Genomic DNA, 15,494 nt, shown 5'->3' on the forward strand with positions numbered 1-15,494 from the left:
ATGTTTTGGCTCGACGCCCACATCTTGCGGGCCTCGTCCTCCACCGTCTGGGCGTGCACATCAAAACGGCCCGCCATTGCCCGCATCTCGTGCGGGTCCGTCATAAAACGCGTAGTCACCTGAATGTCTCCTTACCTTCTATTGGCTAGCTAGTTACGGCCGGCCATGACGCCGCCGTCGACGTTGAGAATCGCGCCGGTGACCCAACTGGCCTCATCGGAGAGCAGATACGTGACGGCGTTGGCGACGTCGGCGGGGGTGCCGACTCGCCCCAGGGGATGAAATGGCGCGAAAGTATCGAGTGTGGCGTCGATCTCGTCCTTCGGGACCCACCGCTCGAGGGCGGGGGTCTTGACGGCGGCGGGCGCCACCGCGTTGACGCGGATCTTGTGCCCGGCAAGCTCGATGGCCAGGTTATGGGTCAACGCATGCAGGCCGGCTTTTTGCATCGAGTGCCCACACGATGGGGTCACACCGACCGCCTGGTGTGCCCACATGCTGCCGATGTTGACGATGGACCCTCCCTCACCGCGGGCGATCATGCCCTCAACGACGGTCTGTGTCAGGAAGAACAGGGCATAGTTGAGTTCCATGTACGAGTCGTAGTCCTGCGCTTCGTACTCGAGAAACGGCTTGGGGATGAAGAATCCGGCTGCGTTGACCAGCAGTGTCGCGTCGTTGTGATGCTCGGAAAGCGCGCGCTGAGTGTCGGCGACGGCCTCGCGATCCGTCAGCTCGGCGGCGATGCCCCAGGCTTCGCCACTCCGGCTCGTCAGCTCGGCGACGGTGTCGTCGACACGGTTTTTCGACAGGCCGACGATCACCGCGCTCCCGCCGTGATCGACGATGTCGATCGCAACCTGCCGACCGATGCCGGCGCTGCCGCCGACAACGATGACCTTCTTGGCCTCGAAATGCATATGCGGGATCCCTTCCTGGTTCTTCTGACGGCTCCGACTGAACCGCAGTTTTTGTATCGGCGACGCGTAACGCCCTCAGCTGGGACGCCCCGCAAACGGTTGTAATCCCGCCCGGTTCTGGTCGTACCGAGACTGCCGCCTGCCGGGGTGAGCTGTCATCACCCCACCGACCTATTCACCCGGGTGAGTTAGAGCGAGGTCGCGACCGCCCAGAGTTCTTCAGCCACGCCGGCGTTCGCCCAAGCCAGCGCGCTCAGAACCACATCAGTCGCACCCGCGTCCAGATAGCTCTGAAGCTGACGCCTGACCGATTTCGCTGAACCCACGGCGGCAAGGTCTGCCGCGCTAGCGACGCCCTCTCGCGCAATCACCTTCTGATACGACGGAATGGCCTCGTAGAAGCTCAACTGCTCGGCCACGAAATTCTTTGCCGCATCAACGTCGTCGGACACGAGTGCGGGTACCTGCGCGATGATCCTGGGTTTCCGGCGCCCAGCTTCGGCAGCCGACTTCGCGATGGCCGGTTCGATGAATTCCGCGATCGTCCGCGGACCGGCGAGGTACGGCAGTGTGCCATCGGCCAGCTCGCCGGTGACTTGCAACGCAATTGGGCCCATCGCGGCCACGTACACAGGGACGGGCGTGCCCCCGGCAACCCGCACCGGCCATCCCGGCTGTGCGCTGATCTCGTTGCCGCGGAAGTCCACGGCTCCGGTATCGAAGATGGACCTCAGCACCGTCAAGTGCTCGCGAAGGCGTGTGATCGTGTTGGGCCACGACATCCCGAAGGCCTGCCGCTCCGGCTCGTGCGCGCCCAATCCGAGGCCGAGACTGAAGTTGCCGTGCGACGCGGCCTGCGCCGTCTGCGCTTGGGACGCGACGATCAGCGGGTGACGCGGGTTGATCGGCACCACCGACGTGCCGACACCGAGCCCCGGTACGGCGGCGCCGATCAAAGCGGCGAGAGCGATCGCGTCGTGATCGAATTGCTGGCCCAGCCAGACCTGGCGGACGCCGAGGTGATACGCACGGCTGGCCTGCGCCACCATGTCGTCGACGACATTGATTGCTCGCGGGTTGGGAAACAACACGATCCCAGTCGGCATAGTGCGCCTATGGCTTTGGAGATGCGGGTGGGCGGGTTAAGCGCCCGGAGCGATCGCACAGGCCGCGACACAGACCCAGGTGCCCTCGCGCTTCTGATATGTGTCCGTGTACAGAGCTTCTTGGTCCACTCCATCGGCGAGCATAGTGTATGTGGCGCGGGCGTGGATCAGAGCAACGTCACTGAGGATGCGGATGTTCACGTCGTGCACAGCGAGATCCTTGAAGGGACGCGGCTTAGCGATGTAGTCGAGGAACTCTTCACGGTTCCGGGTGACCCCTGGAGTCTGCACAATGAAGTCCTCAGCGAGGAACTCGTTAAAGCGCTTGACATCGCTGAACTGGTCGGAGCGAACGTAGTCATTGTTGAGCTGCTCGAGGACCGCCAGATCTTCGGTGGTCTGCTTCGTGTCGGTCACGTACTTGTTCCTTCTCTATGCGTTTCGGCGTTCGCAGCTGGAACGCTCCGCAATCGGGCTGACAATCCCGCCCTGTTCTGGTCGTAACGAGGCTGCCGTCAGGCGGGGTGAGCTGTCATCACCCCAATCACCGATTCACCCGGGTGAGTATGTGCCGGCCTGAGAGGACCGGAAGCCGGTCTGCCGAAACATGAACTGCTGAAAGCGGTTCCGACCAAACGATGGTCTTTCGACTAGTTCGCGCCGATCGGTCTACGTTTCGGAGTGTGCCGGCTTGGCGGCTTCGCGCTGAGCCTTCTCCTTCACGTGGGTGGAGCAGGAATGTCCTAGATCGCAATGGAACCGGTCACTGCAATCATGCGAACAATAGGCTGATGCGGCCGGAAGCCAGTCCGGATCGGACAGGTCACGTGATCGGTCGTTCGGATCGAACGTGTGGCCGCAATGTACGCAGGTCTTGGTCTTGACCATAGTTGTCAGGGTACGCTCCATGGCCCCAGCTCGGTGCTGGTTTCAGATCGAAGACGGTGAGCGATCGATGTTTTCCAAAACAGATGGCCTGCAATTCAAAAGCCGTCGTTGGCAGTGTTCACAAATTCGCTCATACGCTCGCGGACAGCGATGTGTTATCGGTGCGATCCAATCGGCGATCGGCGGCGCGCGCTGTGGCGGTTGGTACGTCCGCGATCCGGCGGGACCGCGTGCCGCGGCTGGTGCAACAGTGCACGAACCAGCGGGCGTGGCCCGAGGGACCGAAGCATCTGGCTGGCCGGGCGGACCCGTACCCGCTTCGGCCACCAGAACCAGCGTCCCATTACGGTCATGATCGACGGCGTGATGAGCGATCGGACGACGAAGGTGTCGAACAGCAGACCAAGGCCTATCGTCGTGCCGAATTGGCCGATCGCGCGCAGATCGCTGGTGATCATGGTGGCCATGGTGACGGCGAACACCACACCGGCAGCAGTCACCACCGGGCCGGTAAGACCCATGCCGCGGATGAGTCCTGTTTTCAGGCCGGCTCCGATCTCTTCCTCGATCCGGGACACTAGCATCAGGTTGTAATCCGAACCCACTGCCAAGAGGACTATCAACGCGAATTCGGTTGCCACCCAGTGCAACTGGAAATTGCCAAGGTGCTGCCAGATCAGTGTCGAGAACCCGAAGGCGGCCCCTAGTGACATCACGATCGTGCCGACGATGACGCCCGCAGCGACCAAAGCCCGGGTGACGATCACCATGATGATGAAGATGAGCACGATCGAGGCCACCCCGGCGATCATCAGGTCGTACTTGGCGCCGTTAGCGATGTCGTAAAACGTCGCAGCCGTACCGCCGAGGTAGATGTCGGCGTTCTCCAACGAGGTGAGTTTCAGCGCCTCCTTGGCCGCTTGGCGCTCCTGATCGACGGACGCGATTCCCTTCGTCGTCGCCGGATCCACTGCGTGAGTGATGATGAAGCGAGCAGCCTTGCCGTCCGGCGACACCATCAAGCTCAACCCCAGCAGGAAGTCGGGGTTCTGGAAGATCTCGGGCGGCAGGTAGAAGAGGCTCTCCACCTGAGAGTCATTGAAGGACTTGCCCATCACGGCGTTCGTATCGGTCAGCCGGTCGAATTGATCGATCAGGCTGTCGAAAGTGCTGTATATGGTCAGCGTCGTATTCCGGATTGCTATCGACGTGCCGATAATCTGGGGGATGATCGCCAGCAGTTCGTGCGTGGCTTTAGCTGTGTGGGTGAGGTCGTTGGTGAGATTGTGGAACTGCTCGGCGAGCTGATCGAACCCGTCTAGGGCGTCGTACAGCCCTCGTAGCGACCAGCAGATCGGGATGTCGAAGCAGTGTTTTTCCCAATAGAAATAACTGCGAATCGGTCTCCAAACGTCGTCGAAATCCGCGATATGGTCGCGGATTTCGTCTGTGATGGCCGCTGTGTTCGCCGCGGTCTTCGCGCTGTCGTCCGCGGCGTTCGCGAGCTCTTGCGTCACCGTGTACGTGCGCTGCAAGAGGGAGATCAGGGTGTCGAGGTTACCGACGATCTTCTTGATGTCGCCGACACGGGCCTTCAGGTAACTGAGGTTGTCGCGGATGGGTGCGGTTTGCACACTGAGCTGGAAGGGGACGGATCCGTCTTGAATTGGCGGGCCGAGAGGCCTGGTGATGCTCTGCACCCGTTCGATGCCGGGCACCCGGAAGATGGCTCCTGCAACCTTGTCCAGGACCAGCATGTCCCTGGGATTGCGCAAGTCGTGGTCGGATTCGATCATCAGAAGGTCCGGGTTCAAACGGGCCTGGGTGAAGTGTTGATCGGCTGCGGTGTACGCCTGGACCGAGGACGCGCTCTGCGGCAGGTAGTACAGGTCGTTGTAGCGCGGGTTGAAGCCCATCAAGCCCAGGGCGCCGACGATCGCCAGGATGACGGAAGTAGCGAGGATGGGCGCTGGCCACCGCACGATGGCCGTCGCCAGACGGCGCCAGCGTGTGTAGTTGAACTCTCGCTTCGGGTCGAACACACCGAAGCGGCTTGCGACCACGATCAGCGCCGGTGTCAGGGTCACCCCGGCGGCCACCACTACCATCAGACCGACTGCGCACGGAAACGCCAGCGAACTGAAGTAGGGCAGCCGAGTAAATTTCAGACAGGCCAGCGCCCCAACAATCGTCAGACCCGAGCCCAGAACGACCTTGCTGACACCGGCGAAGGTGTCGTAGTAAGCGGCTTCGCGGTCCAGGTGCCGTTCGCGGCCCTCCTGGTAGCGGCCGACCATGAATATCGCGTAGTCGGTACCAGCCGCGATGGCCAATGCCGTCAGCAAGTTGACGGCGAAGGTCGAAAGCCCCATGATGCCGGTTTCGCCCAGCAGTGCTATCACGCCTCGCCCGGTGGCCAGTCCCACGAACAGGATGACCATCGTCAGCAGCACTGTGCCGATGGATCGGTAGACGAACATCAGCATGATCGCGATGATGATGATGGTGATGATCGTCATCCTGGCCAGGCTCTTGTTGCCGACGACGATCGTGTCGGCGGTCAGGGCTCCCTGACCGGCGACGTAGGCCCTCACCCCCGGCGGCGGCTTCGAGTCCGCCACAATCTGGCGAACCGAGGCAACCGACTTGTCGCCGTCGGCTCCGCCCTGGTCACCGCGCAGGTTGACCTGAACATAGGCGGCTTTGTGGTCGTAGCTCTCGACGCCTGATGCCGTGAATCGCTGCCCCCAGAAATTCAGCGCATGCTCGACGTGTTCAGTGTCCTGCCGCAGCTTCTTGACCAGGTCGTCGTAGAACCGGTGAGCGTCCTGGCCGAGAGGTTCGTCGCCGACCAGGGTCACCAGGACGAGGTTGTCGGAGTCGTACTCCTTGAATTTCTCCCCGATGCGCTTCATCCCGGTCACCGAAGGCGCGTCGGATGGCGAGAGCGGCACCGACACGTCCTCGGCAACCTTCTCCAACTGGGGGACGAAGATGTTGACGCCGACCGCGATCAGCAGCCAGAGCGCGAGGATCGGCAGCGCCAGGACGCGGATGGTGCGGGCCAGCAGCGGTTTCCGCTCGACTTCGGTGCGCTGCGGGACGGGGATTTCCTCGGTGTCGGCGTCGTCGGTCACGCGGATTTGTCCAAGCATGAAACCTGCGCGTCGCGCGTGTTGGCCTGCTGTTGATCGACCAGTTTGCCGTCGACGGTGATCCGGCAGCCGATCGAGGGGCCGTCACCTTGGGCGACGACGTAGGCGAAGATGCCGGGCATCTCGGCGACTATCGTCTTCGACCACGGCAACGTGGTGAAGTTCGCCTTCTGAGGTTGTGCCTCCGCATCCATCCAGTTCACGACGCCCGTCGTGCCGGGCGGTCCCAGGATTTCGTAGATCGCAGTCTTAATGGCGTACGGCGGGGTCGCATCCCGGGGATCGGGCTTGGGCACGCCGGGCCCTGGGAAGACACCGTGGAGTCGGCCAACTGCAACGCCGCCGATGATCAGTGCGACGACCACGACCAGCGGAACCCATGCCCGCTTGATCACCGTCAACACCGTGCCCCCCGCTCACGGGTTCTCGACCGACTGATATCAAGCCACTTCGTCACGTGCGCCACCGCTAGCCGAACGCCATAGCGGTCGAGTTGATTCCCGCGGTGGGCGCCAAACTCGGTCGCGGCTGAGGGGCGGCTGGCCAGGGCGGGTTGCACACCGGGACGATCGCGGCACAACGCCGCGATGTCGCAGGGCACGGGTTGACACCCGGCAGGGGGATTGGTTATCAACAGCGCGGCACCCAACGCGCCCAGGGCGAATAGTGCGGCGCTCACCTCTAACCCGTGGGCGAATCCCGTCGCGCTCACCGTGCCAACGCTGATCAGGCCCAAGGACCCGATCGACATCAGCGCGGCCAGCCGCGAGACGGCGTTGTTGATCGCCGACGCCACGCCGCTGTGCTCGGTCGGCACCGAGGCCAGCGTCACCGACATCAGCGGTGTGACAGTCGCGACCAGCCCGATGGCCAGCACAATCATCCCGGGGACCAGGTCGGTGATCGCGTGGAACCCAATAGGTTTCGGGCGGATCAGCAGCAGACCGATCCCCGCCAAGGCGGGGCCGGAGATCAGGAACACGCGCGGGCCCACCCGCGTGGCGATGCGGCCGACATGACGGGCCAACACGAACGACAGCGCCGGAATCGGCAGGGTGGCCAGTCCCGCAGCGGTGGCTGAGTAGCCGCCGATTTCTTGCGTGTAGAGGGCGACCGCCAGCGATCCCAGCGTCAACGCGCCGTAGACGAACGCCGTAACGAGGTTGGCAGCAGCGAAGTTGCGAAAGGTGAACAGCGGCAACGGAAGCATCGGGCACCTGCTGCGGCGCTGCCAGCTCACGAACCCTGCCAGTGCGGCAATTCCGACCACCAAGGATGTGACGACCATCGGGTCGGTCCAGCCATCGCGTTGCGATTCGATCAACGCATACACCGTCGCAGCAAGCCCTACCGCCGACAGGCCCGCCCCGGCGATATCGACACGGGCGCCTTCGACCCGCCCCGACATCGGGCACAGCCAGAATGTCAGCGCATACCCGATCGCAACGGGGATTGCTGACAACACGAAAATCCAACGCCAGCCTAGGAAATCGACGCACATTCCGCCCAGCAGGGGGCCCAACGCGAAGGCGGTTCCCGTCCACCCGGTCCACACGCCGATCGCCGCGGACTGGTGTGCTTTGTCGAACACCGTCCTGATCAGCGCCAGCGAGCCCGGCACGAGGAACGCCGCACCCAGGCCTTGGATGAGGCGCGCGGTGATCAGCATCGCCGGTGAGGTGGCCACCGCGGCTAGAACCGAACCCGCCCCGAAAGCCAACAGACCGAACCGCATCACCGGAACGCGCCCGAACAGATCCGAGATGGACCCGCCGGGCAGAATCGCGGCCACCATCGCCAGCAGGTAGCCGTCGATGATCCATTGCTGCAGCACCAAGCCGCCGCCGAGGTCGTGCTCGATGGCCGGCAAGGCCAGGTTGATCACCGTGGAGTCGAGGAACGCGACCATCGACACCGTCACAGCGACCACCATCGCGCGGCTGGCCGGCGCCGCTTCACGCAATGTCACTGCCAGAGCCGTTCGACGTAATCGCCGTCCATGGCTGTCCTCCTTGAAGTTTCGCTCGCTGGGCCGTTCACCACCGGTCGAAATGCAGCACGTCGTCGAGCGGAAGCCGCTTGGCACGGCGGAAGGTCGTGCCCTTGTAGTAGGCAGTGGGAATGGTCGTGGCGTGATAAACGTTGTCGGGCAGGCCGAGAATGGCCCGCATCTCGTCGTCGGCCATTATGGTCACCCCGGTCCAGGTGGTTCCCAAGCCCCGAGAACGCGCGGCGAGCATGTAGCTCCACGCGGCGGGCATGATGGAACTCCAATACTGGTTGGCGTTTTCGCCCGTCAGCGTGCCGTCGCCGTCGATAACCTCGACACACGGGATCATCAAGACGGGGACCTCGCCGAAATGCTCGGCGAGATACGCCGCACTGTCGGACACTTTGCGCTGCTCGCGATTGCGCACGGGGTCGTCCTTGAACCGGTCGGCGACCGCGAAAGGGGACGCAACGATCAAGTCCCATGTGCGGCGGTACACATCGCCGATCGCGCGACGCTGCTCGGCATCGGTGACCACGATGAAGCTCCAGTTCTGCACGTTGGCCGACGTCGGTGCCTGTACCGCGATCTCCAAGCATTCCCGGATCAGGCCGATGGGAACAGGTTTGGTCAAATCGAGACGTTTGCGCACCGAGCGGGTCGTGGTCAGCAGTGCGTCGGTGGACAAGTCGACGATGGGGTAGGTGCTCATGCCGGCAGGATGGCGGTGACTTCGACTTCCACGCGGATGTTGGGCCACACCAGCCCGTCGATGATGCTGAACATGGCGGCGGGTTCGTGACGGATGATCTCTTTGCTTACCGCCAGGTAGGCGGACGCATTGTCACGGCTGGTGACCCATTGACGCATGTAGACAATGTCGGTGAGCTTGGCGCCGGCATTGGCGAGCGCTTTTTCGACATTGGCCCAGCACTGCCGGGCTTCGTCGGTGAAGTCCTCGGGCACGGTGCCGTCTTCGCGCACCCCGGGCGTTCCGGAGACGAAAATCTGTGTGCCGCCGCCGGATACGACGACAGCGTCGGCGTATTTGCCAATGTGATCGGCCACTCCGGTGCGGATCCGGGTAATGGTGGTCATCTCGAGACTCCTTCGGTGTGAGGTTTTTCGGCTAACTTTGTGAGATGTCTTTTGTGATGACCACTCCGCTGGGTTCGTGGCCTGCGACGACTTCTGCGAGGGCGGAGGCAGCCTGATCCAGGCTGCAGGTACGCGGAAATGGCACGCTCAATCGATGGGAGTCGAGTAGCGCGGTCAGGCGGTCGAGTTGAGCGCCGTCGGACCGGACGTAAACCGCGGTTACGCTGATGCCGTGGGTGGATGCAGGCACGTCGGGGGTGATGGTGGCCAACCGGCCACCGTCGGCGAGCGTGGTCATCGCTGCAGCAGCACCGCCGGGGGCGGCGTTGGCGACGGCGTCGATGGAGCCCTGCGCCAACGCCTTTGCGCGTTGTGGCCACATCGGATCGCGGTAGTCGATCACCTCGCGGGCGCCATTCGCGCGGACTCGGTCGGCGCTGCGCGGGCTTGCGGTGGCTAGCACATCGACGCCGCGCAGAGCGGCGAGCTGGACAATGAGCCCGCCGGTGATTCCACCCGCGCCGTTGACGAGCAATGTTTCTCCACCGTGCAGGGCCAACGCCTCGCCGACCACCTGCTCGGCGGTCAACGCCGGCACCGGAAAGATCGCTGCTGTCTCCCAGGAAATCTCGGCCGGTTTGTGGGCGAGCGATCCAACGGGCGCGATCAGAAGTGGCGCCCACGTGCCTTGGTCGCGCAGCGGCATGGGGTGGCACAGCACCTCATCGTCCACACTGAATCTGCTCGCTTGCGCGCCAACGGATTTGATGACCCCGGCAGCCTCGACGCCCAGCGCCAGCGGCGGCCTCGTACCAACGTCCCAACCGCCGGTGCGAACGATGTCGTCCCAGTTACCGACCCCAGCGCTGCGAACGTCGATGAGGACCTCGTCGGCCGCCAATGGTCGCGGCTCGTCCACTTCGAACGTCTCCACTTTGCCGCCGAGCGTGCGGAACCCCGCTACAAGCATGGTCACATTTCCCTAAGGACCGAGGTCTAACGGGCCTGATAACTAAGGCGATTCGCTTGAGTGCCCTTCTGCACTTTCTGCGCCTCGTTTTCCAGTGATGGGGCGAGTTCGGAACCGTGGGTGAGTAGCGGGTCCCAGACCAGCGCGTCCCAGACCTGATTGACCGTTGGGTGCGGAGCGACAGCATGGCGTAGGAGACTGACTGGGAGCTTCGCGACGATGGCCAGGGTGGCTGCTTGCGCCAGTTCGGAGAACTGCGGCCCGACAAATGTCGCTCCGAGCAGTGTGTTGGTCTCGGCGTTAATGACCAATTTCGCCCAACCATCGAAGCCATCTCTGTAAAGGGCGAGGAATGACACCGGGTCGGGATAGTGGGCAGTTAGCGTCCGTACCGCGAACCCCTCTGCTCGTGCCTGACTTTCCGTGCGCCCCGCCGTCACTACTTGAGGGTCAGTGTGGATAACCTGTGCCAGATTGCCGGTATCACGGGCAGTCAACTCGTTCTCGGACAGTTCTCGCCCTGCCGCCCGGGCCGCGATGATGTCGGCCACGACACGGCCGTGGTAGGTCGAGATATGTGACAGCCGAGCGCGCCCTGTGGTATCTCCTAGCGCGTAGAGCCAGCCGCCCGTGACGCCGACTGCCTGGAGATGGTCGTTTACGGAAACGATCCCGCCGCCCGGTAGGCCAACGGTTTCCAGTCCGAGGTTGTCGGTGTTGGTGCGCCGTCCGGCGGCCAGGACGATCTCGTCTACCTCGATGGTCTGGCGCTGGAAGGTCGCGGTGACGGGTCCGCCCGCCACGGGGCGGGCTACCGCCGACAACTCCGTCTCAAAGTGAATCGTGACGCCTTTGCTTCGCAGTGACTGCGTGACCAGCTCGCGGGCTTCGGGTTCGATGTTGAGAAGCAGAGCGTTCTCACGTACGAGAAGTGTTACCGCGGAGCCCAAACCGGTCAGGATGGTCGCGAACTCGACCGCGACGGGGCCGCCACCCACCACCAGCGCGCGAGCCGGCACTTGTGTCATGGTCGTTAAGTCCCGATTGGTCCACGGGCGTGCTTGCGCCAACCCAGGTATCTCGGGCACGTTAGGACGAGTGCCGGTGGCTAGCACGACCGCGTGGCGTGCAGTCAAGACGGCTTCGGCGGTGTCCCCCGGGCCGTAGGTCACGCGCACCGTTCGTTCGCCGCTCAACCGGCCGATCCCGTGAAACACTGCTACACCGGCTTGCCGCAGTGATGCTGTTCGATCTTGGTCCGAGAGGTGCTCGATGATCGCGTCGCGCTTCGCAAAGACGGCCGCAACGTCCAGTCCTTCGTCCGAAATGGTTTCTCGCACACCGGGAACCGCTTTCGCGAGATTGAACACCTCGATCGGGCGAAGCAGGGTTTTGCTCGGGTTGCAGCCGAAGTAATGACACTCCCCCCCGACCAGACGATCCTCAACGAGCGCTACAGAAAGGCCTGCCGAAGCAAGCTTCCGCACGGCCGCCACACCGCCCACCCCGGCGCCTACGACGACCACGTCGAAGTCTTTAGTGGCTTTCATCTACCCTCACTTGCGATCATCGGTACGTCCAGCTGTGCTCGGGTGGTGTGTGGTGGCGATGTTGTGCCGAGTATGGCGTAGGCCGCGGCTGCGCTTGCTGCGGAGAAAACACTGTAGCTAAGCGGTGATTCGATACCGAGGGATACAGCCATCGCGGTTCCAAATGTTATGAGGACCAAGCAAGTCGCCGCGCCGACAAGTTTCGGCCGCCAGCCGGTCAGAAGCAAGACTCCCAGGGTCGCTTCGGTTGCAGTGGCAGCCCACACAATGACGGTCAACAACCATCCGGAAGCAAATGGAACAAGCCGGTGGGCATAGTCGGCGAAAGCAGCCATGCTTCCCCAGCTACCCTGCCCAAACGGTTTCCACCAACCGAATCGGTCGGCAACAGCGGACAGGAAGGCCGCCGCGAGCGACAAGCGTAGTCCGATCCGGACAACCCGAACCGGATCAGGCGTGTGCATGGACTCCTCCGGGAAATGGATGCTGTCTTCAAAGTCGGCGGGACGGCTCAATTTTCCGCGTTGTCGTCCGTGGTGAGCGGGCCGTCTCCGGTATCGAGCAGGAAGACTGCGAGTAATTCAGCGGGCTCAGTGGCGCTGGCATTTTCACTGATCGTGTGGTGCGCGCCGGGGGCTTCACTCCACGTCTCGCCGGGGTGATAGACGCGTTCAGGCTCACCTTCGACTTGGCTGCGGATCGCTCCGGAGATCACGTAGGCCATGATGAACGCCGATTTTGCGTGGTGGTGAGCTTCGCTCTTAGCTCCTGGCGGATAGCTAACGGTCACTGCTTCCAGTGATTTGCCCGGAACATTGGTAGGTTGATTGAAAACTGGACGTACAACCGGGTTTTGATCCGAATTCTCTGGCATCGGCTCGGCGTGGGCCGCAGGCGCCAGCATTACTGCAACTGTCAGGGCGGCGAGCGGTATTTTCAGGCCCATTTTTGGCTCCCTCCCTTTCAGTCTTCGGCCACGCGCAGGATCGTCTTGCCAGGGATGCGCTTGCCGGGAGCGAATGCGGCGGCAGCTTCGGCGAGCGGAAGCACGGCACCCACCACGGGCTTGAGGCGTCCGTCGCGTACTCGCGCGGCGAGCTCGGCGAGCTGGACGCGATCGACTTCGACAAGGAAGAAAATTGCCCGCCCATCGCGCGGCATGGTCTTTGGCGGCTCGGCGATGGTGACGAGCGTTCCGCCGACCCGCACCAGTTCGGCCGAGCGGGCGAGCACCTCTCCGCCGATCACGTCAAATACCACGTCGACTTCGCCTGCGTCCTCGAGCTTTTCGGTCTCCAGATCGATGAAGGTGTGGACGCCGAGCTCCCCCGCCGGGTCCCTGTCTGCGGTCCGGCCAGTACCTATGACGCGCGCACCGACCTCGCGAGCGAGCTGCACCGCGATCGACCCAACTCCACCCGCGGCGCCGTGGATCAGAACCGTTTGTCCGGCGGCGAGGCGGCCGTGGTCGAACAGGCCTTGCCAGGCAGCCAATCCGGAGATCGGCACCGCCGCAGCGACGGTGTGGTCGATGTCCATCGGCAGAGGTGCGAGATTACGGGCTTCCACCGCGGTGTACTCCGCGAGCGAGCCGTTGCGGGCCCAGTCGGTGAGGCCGAACACCCGCTGACCGATGCTCAAAAGGGTGGTTCCGTACCCCAACTCAACCACGACGCCCGACAGCTCGTGGCCGGGCACGCTCGGTGTCCGGTCACGACCGGCACGGTCGATCCAGGTGTGCGGCCAGTCAAGCTCCCCGGGTGTGAAACCCGCGGCGTGTACCCGCACAACGACCTCGTTGTCGGCTGGCTGAGGGTGGGGCAGGTCTGTCAGCGACAGGCCAGCGACACCGGCGTCACGATCTGAAACAGTGATGGCTCGCATTTACAGGTCCTTCCTGATGTGGGTTGTTGTCGGGTCAGCTGCGGGCTGTGGTTGTACGCTGACGAGCTCAAGTCCCAGATCACGGACCCGGTCGAGGAGTCCGTAAAGCTGTGACTGGTCACGGATTTCGCCAGTGAACACGGTTTCGGTTGTACCGGCCTCGAGGCGCATCCCTTCTAATGCGCACCCGAGCCGCTCGGTCACGCGGCCGCGAATGCAGATCCGGTACATCGTTGACTGCACTTGCCCTCCGCTCGCCAGCTGCCGATCAGCATTCCCGAGCGCGGGGTGAGTCGTCATCACCCGGCGTGCCAATTCACCCGGGTGAGTGCGAAGGCATCAGTTCTCGCTATCCAGTGGGTGCGACGTCACAGTTTTGGTGATCATGGGCTGGCCCTTGGGGGCGGCACCGCCGACGCCGCGTAAAGCCGCACTCGCCAAAAGCGTCTCGTTGAGCAGGTTTTCCGGGCTCGCTGCCTGGATCGTCGCGGCGGGACCGGGAACGGTGTTGGGCCACGCTATCGCGACGGGTCTGACTGGCGGAGCGGCCGCGGCCCAGCTCGGCGGCACCGGCAGCGCGCCGATTGAGGAGGCCCGGCCTAAGCCCGCGGACACTACAGGTGCCGCACCGCTGCCCGCCCCCAGGTCTGCCGAACCAAATGACGCTAATGCGCCTGTTCCCGGGTCTGCCGGAAGCGCCCCCAATCGTGCCAATATGGCATCCATCTTGCTGGCACCCATTGGGTCGTAGTACGCCGCATACCCCAAGCCCGCATACGATCCCGACATGCCCGTCGACGTGATGGCCGTCGAGGCCGACGAAACGGCCAGGTTCACCGGGCTCAGTAAGCTCAGCAATTGCAAGAACGGCGGGAGTGATGCCGCGGCGGCCGGTAAAGGCAGCGCGAGTCCTTGAAGTGCATTGGGCACTGCGGAAAGCAGCTGCGAGCCCGTCGACATGACGGTCTGGGCGCCCGTGCCGGCTGACGTGGCGGCGGCAGCGTGTGCCACCGCGGCCGCCTGACCGGCCAGACCTGCCGGATTGGTGGTGGGCGTCGGCGGGGTGAACGGTGCCAACGTCGAGGCCGCAGCTGAACTACCGGCATAGCCGTACATTGCTGCGGCGTCCTGGGCCCACATTTCGCCGTAGTGCGCCTCAGTGGCCATGATCGCCGGGGTGTTCTGACCCAGGAAGTTCGTCGCGACAAGTGCCATCAGCTGAGCCCGGTTGGCTGCGATAATCGGCGGCGGCACCGTCATCGCAAACGCGGCCTCGTAGGCGCTTGCGGCGGCGCTGGCCTGGGTGGCGGTCTCCTCGCACAGCGCAGCGGTCGTTGTCAGCCACGAGATGTAAGGCGCGGCGGCGGCCGTCATCGCCACCGATGCGGGACCCAGCCATGCTGCGCCGGTCAGGTCCCAGATCACCGACTGATAGGAGGCCGCCGTGGAATGCAGGTCGGCGGCCAGTCCGTCCCAGGCTGCTGCGGCGGCCAGCATCGACCCGCAGCCGGGCCCGCAATACATGCGGCCGGAGTTGATTTCTGGTGGCAGCGCCCCGAAATCCATCTTCGATAACCTCAGGGTCCCTTGGTTATCCGGCCGCTTCGCGGATGTACTCGCCGATCTGGCGTAGCGAGCGGCGAACTCGACTCATCGTGCCGGCTCGGGGTTGAGGGCCAGCGCGCATGCCCCGCATAAACGCGCGCCCTGCCTGTCGACGAATCTGGGTGAGTCACTTGGTTTTTGGCGCGGGCCTCCGCATAACAGACACTGCTGGTCGGCCGCAGACGCCTGCTGGTCACGGCGCGCCCAGGCGGTCGCTCGTCCCCGAGCCACCGCCTTTCGGCGTCGCCTGCCCGCGTAGGCGCTCATCCCGGCTGCGATCGAGGCTCCCGCACAAATGGCGCCGGTGACTCCGAAATCGATTAGCTGA

Annotated in this window: 15 protein-coding genes and 1 pseudogene; all 16 read right to left on the reverse strand. The window is 63.7% G+C overall.

The annotated features are described in order from the left end of the window. A pseudogene (locus AWC06_RS06500) lies at positions 1-119 on the reverse strand (WXG100 family type VII secretion target); the annotation flags it as partial. Positions 120-149: 30 nt separating this feature from the next. After that, positions 150-920 (reverse strand): SDR family NAD(P)-dependent oxidoreductase, encoded by a 771-nt coding sequence (locus AWC06_RS06505; protein WP_085195595.1) that lies wholly within the window; start codon positions 918-920, stop codon positions 150-152. Between the two features lie 188 nt (positions 921-1,108). Next, positions 1,109-2,026: a TIGR03564 family F420-dependent LLM class oxidoreductase gene (locus tag AWC06_RS06510; protein WP_085195597.1), complete on the reverse strand. Its 918-nt coding sequence runs from the start codon at positions 2,024-2,026 to the stop codon at positions 1,109-1,111. A 36-nt stretch (positions 2,027-2,062) separates the two neighbouring features. Next, on the reverse strand, positions 2,063-2,443 hold the full coding sequence (locus AWC06_RS06515; RefSeq protein WP_085195599.1) for a nuclear transport factor 2 family protein: 381 nt from the start codon (positions 2,441-2,443) through the stop codon (positions 2,063-2,065). Positions 2,444-2,695: 252 nt separating this feature from the next. Continuing rightward, positions 2,696-2,914 carry a ferric uptake regulation protein gene (locus AWC06_RS06520; protein WP_085196027.1) on the reverse strand — a complete coding sequence of 73 codons (219 nt, stop codon included), beginning with the start codon at positions 2,912-2,914 and terminating at the stop codon, positions 2,696-2,698. 155 nt (positions 2,915-3,069) lie between these two features. Continuing rightward, positions 3,070-6,051, reverse strand: coding sequence for an MMPL/RND family transporter (locus tag AWC06_RS06525; protein ID WP_085196029.1), 2,982 nt, complete (start codon positions 6,049-6,051; stop codon positions 3,070-3,072). Then, on the reverse strand, positions 6,048-6,470 hold the full coding sequence (locus tag AWC06_RS06530) for an MmpS family transport accessory protein (protein WP_211281925.1): 423 nt from the start codon (positions 6,468-6,470) through the stop codon (positions 6,048-6,050). The genes AWC06_RS06525 and AWC06_RS06530 overlap by 4 nt, the downstream gene beginning before the upstream one ends. After that, positions 6,467-8,002, reverse strand: coding sequence for an MFS transporter (locus AWC06_RS06535; protein ID WP_085196031.1), 1,536 nt, complete (start codon positions 8,000-8,002; stop codon positions 6,467-6,469). The genes AWC06_RS06530 and AWC06_RS06535 overlap by 4 nt, the downstream gene beginning before the upstream one ends. A 103-nt stretch (positions 8,003-8,105) precedes the next feature. Next, positions 8,106-8,771: a nitroreductase family protein gene (locus AWC06_RS06540; RefSeq protein WP_085195602.1), complete on the reverse strand. Its 666-nt coding sequence runs from the start codon at positions 8,769-8,771 to the stop codon at positions 8,106-8,108. Next, on the reverse strand, positions 8,768-9,157 hold the full coding sequence (locus AWC06_RS06545; RefSeq protein WP_085195604.1) for a Rid family hydrolase: 390 nt from the start codon (positions 9,155-9,157) through the stop codon (positions 8,768-8,770). The genes AWC06_RS06540 and AWC06_RS06545 overlap by 4 nt, the downstream gene beginning before the upstream one ends. A gap of 31 nt (positions 9,158-9,188) precedes the next feature. Further along, complete coding sequence (locus tag AWC06_RS06550; RefSeq protein ID WP_139819951.1) at positions 9,189-10,127, reverse strand: NADP-dependent oxidoreductase; 939 nt, start codon at positions 10,125-10,127, stop codon at positions 9,189-9,191. Between the two features lie 26 nt (positions 10,128-10,153). Beyond that, a complete protein-coding gene (locus AWC06_RS06555; protein ID WP_085195608.1) occupies positions 10,154-11,677 on the reverse strand; it encodes a dihydrolipoyl dehydrogenase family protein in 1,524 nt (507 codons plus the stop codon). Then, positions 11,674-12,141, reverse strand: a complete 468-nt coding sequence (locus tag AWC06_RS23570) for a hypothetical protein (protein WP_085195610.1) — start codon at positions 12,139-12,141, stop codon at positions 11,674-11,676. Before AWC06_RS23570 ends, AWC06_RS06555 begins: the two co-directional genes overlap by 4 nt. A 47-nt stretch (positions 12,142-12,188) precedes the next feature. Then, the gene (locus AWC06_RS06565; protein ID WP_085195612.1) at positions 12,189-12,623 is read right to left on the reverse strand and encodes a cupin domain-containing protein; all 435 of its coding nucleotides are present in this window, start codon (positions 12,621-12,623) and stop codon (positions 12,189-12,191) included. Positions 12,624-12,640: 17 nt separating this feature from the next. Further along, entirely contained in the window at positions 12,641-13,561 is a 921-nt protein-coding gene (locus tag AWC06_RS06570; protein WP_085195614.1) for an NADP-dependent oxidoreductase, read from the reverse strand. Positions 13,562-13,900: 339 nt separating this feature from the next. Next, positions 13,901-15,127, reverse strand: coding sequence for a PPE family protein (locus tag AWC06_RS06580; protein WP_085195618.1), 1,227 nt, complete (start codon positions 15,125-15,127; stop codon positions 13,901-13,903). Positions 15,128-15,494: the final 367 nt, after the last annotated feature.

The organism is Mycobacterium fragae (assembly GCF_002102185.1).
Taxonomy (GTDB): Bacteria; Actinomycetota; Actinomycetes; order Mycobacteriales; family Mycobacteriaceae; genus Mycobacterium; species Mycobacterium fragae.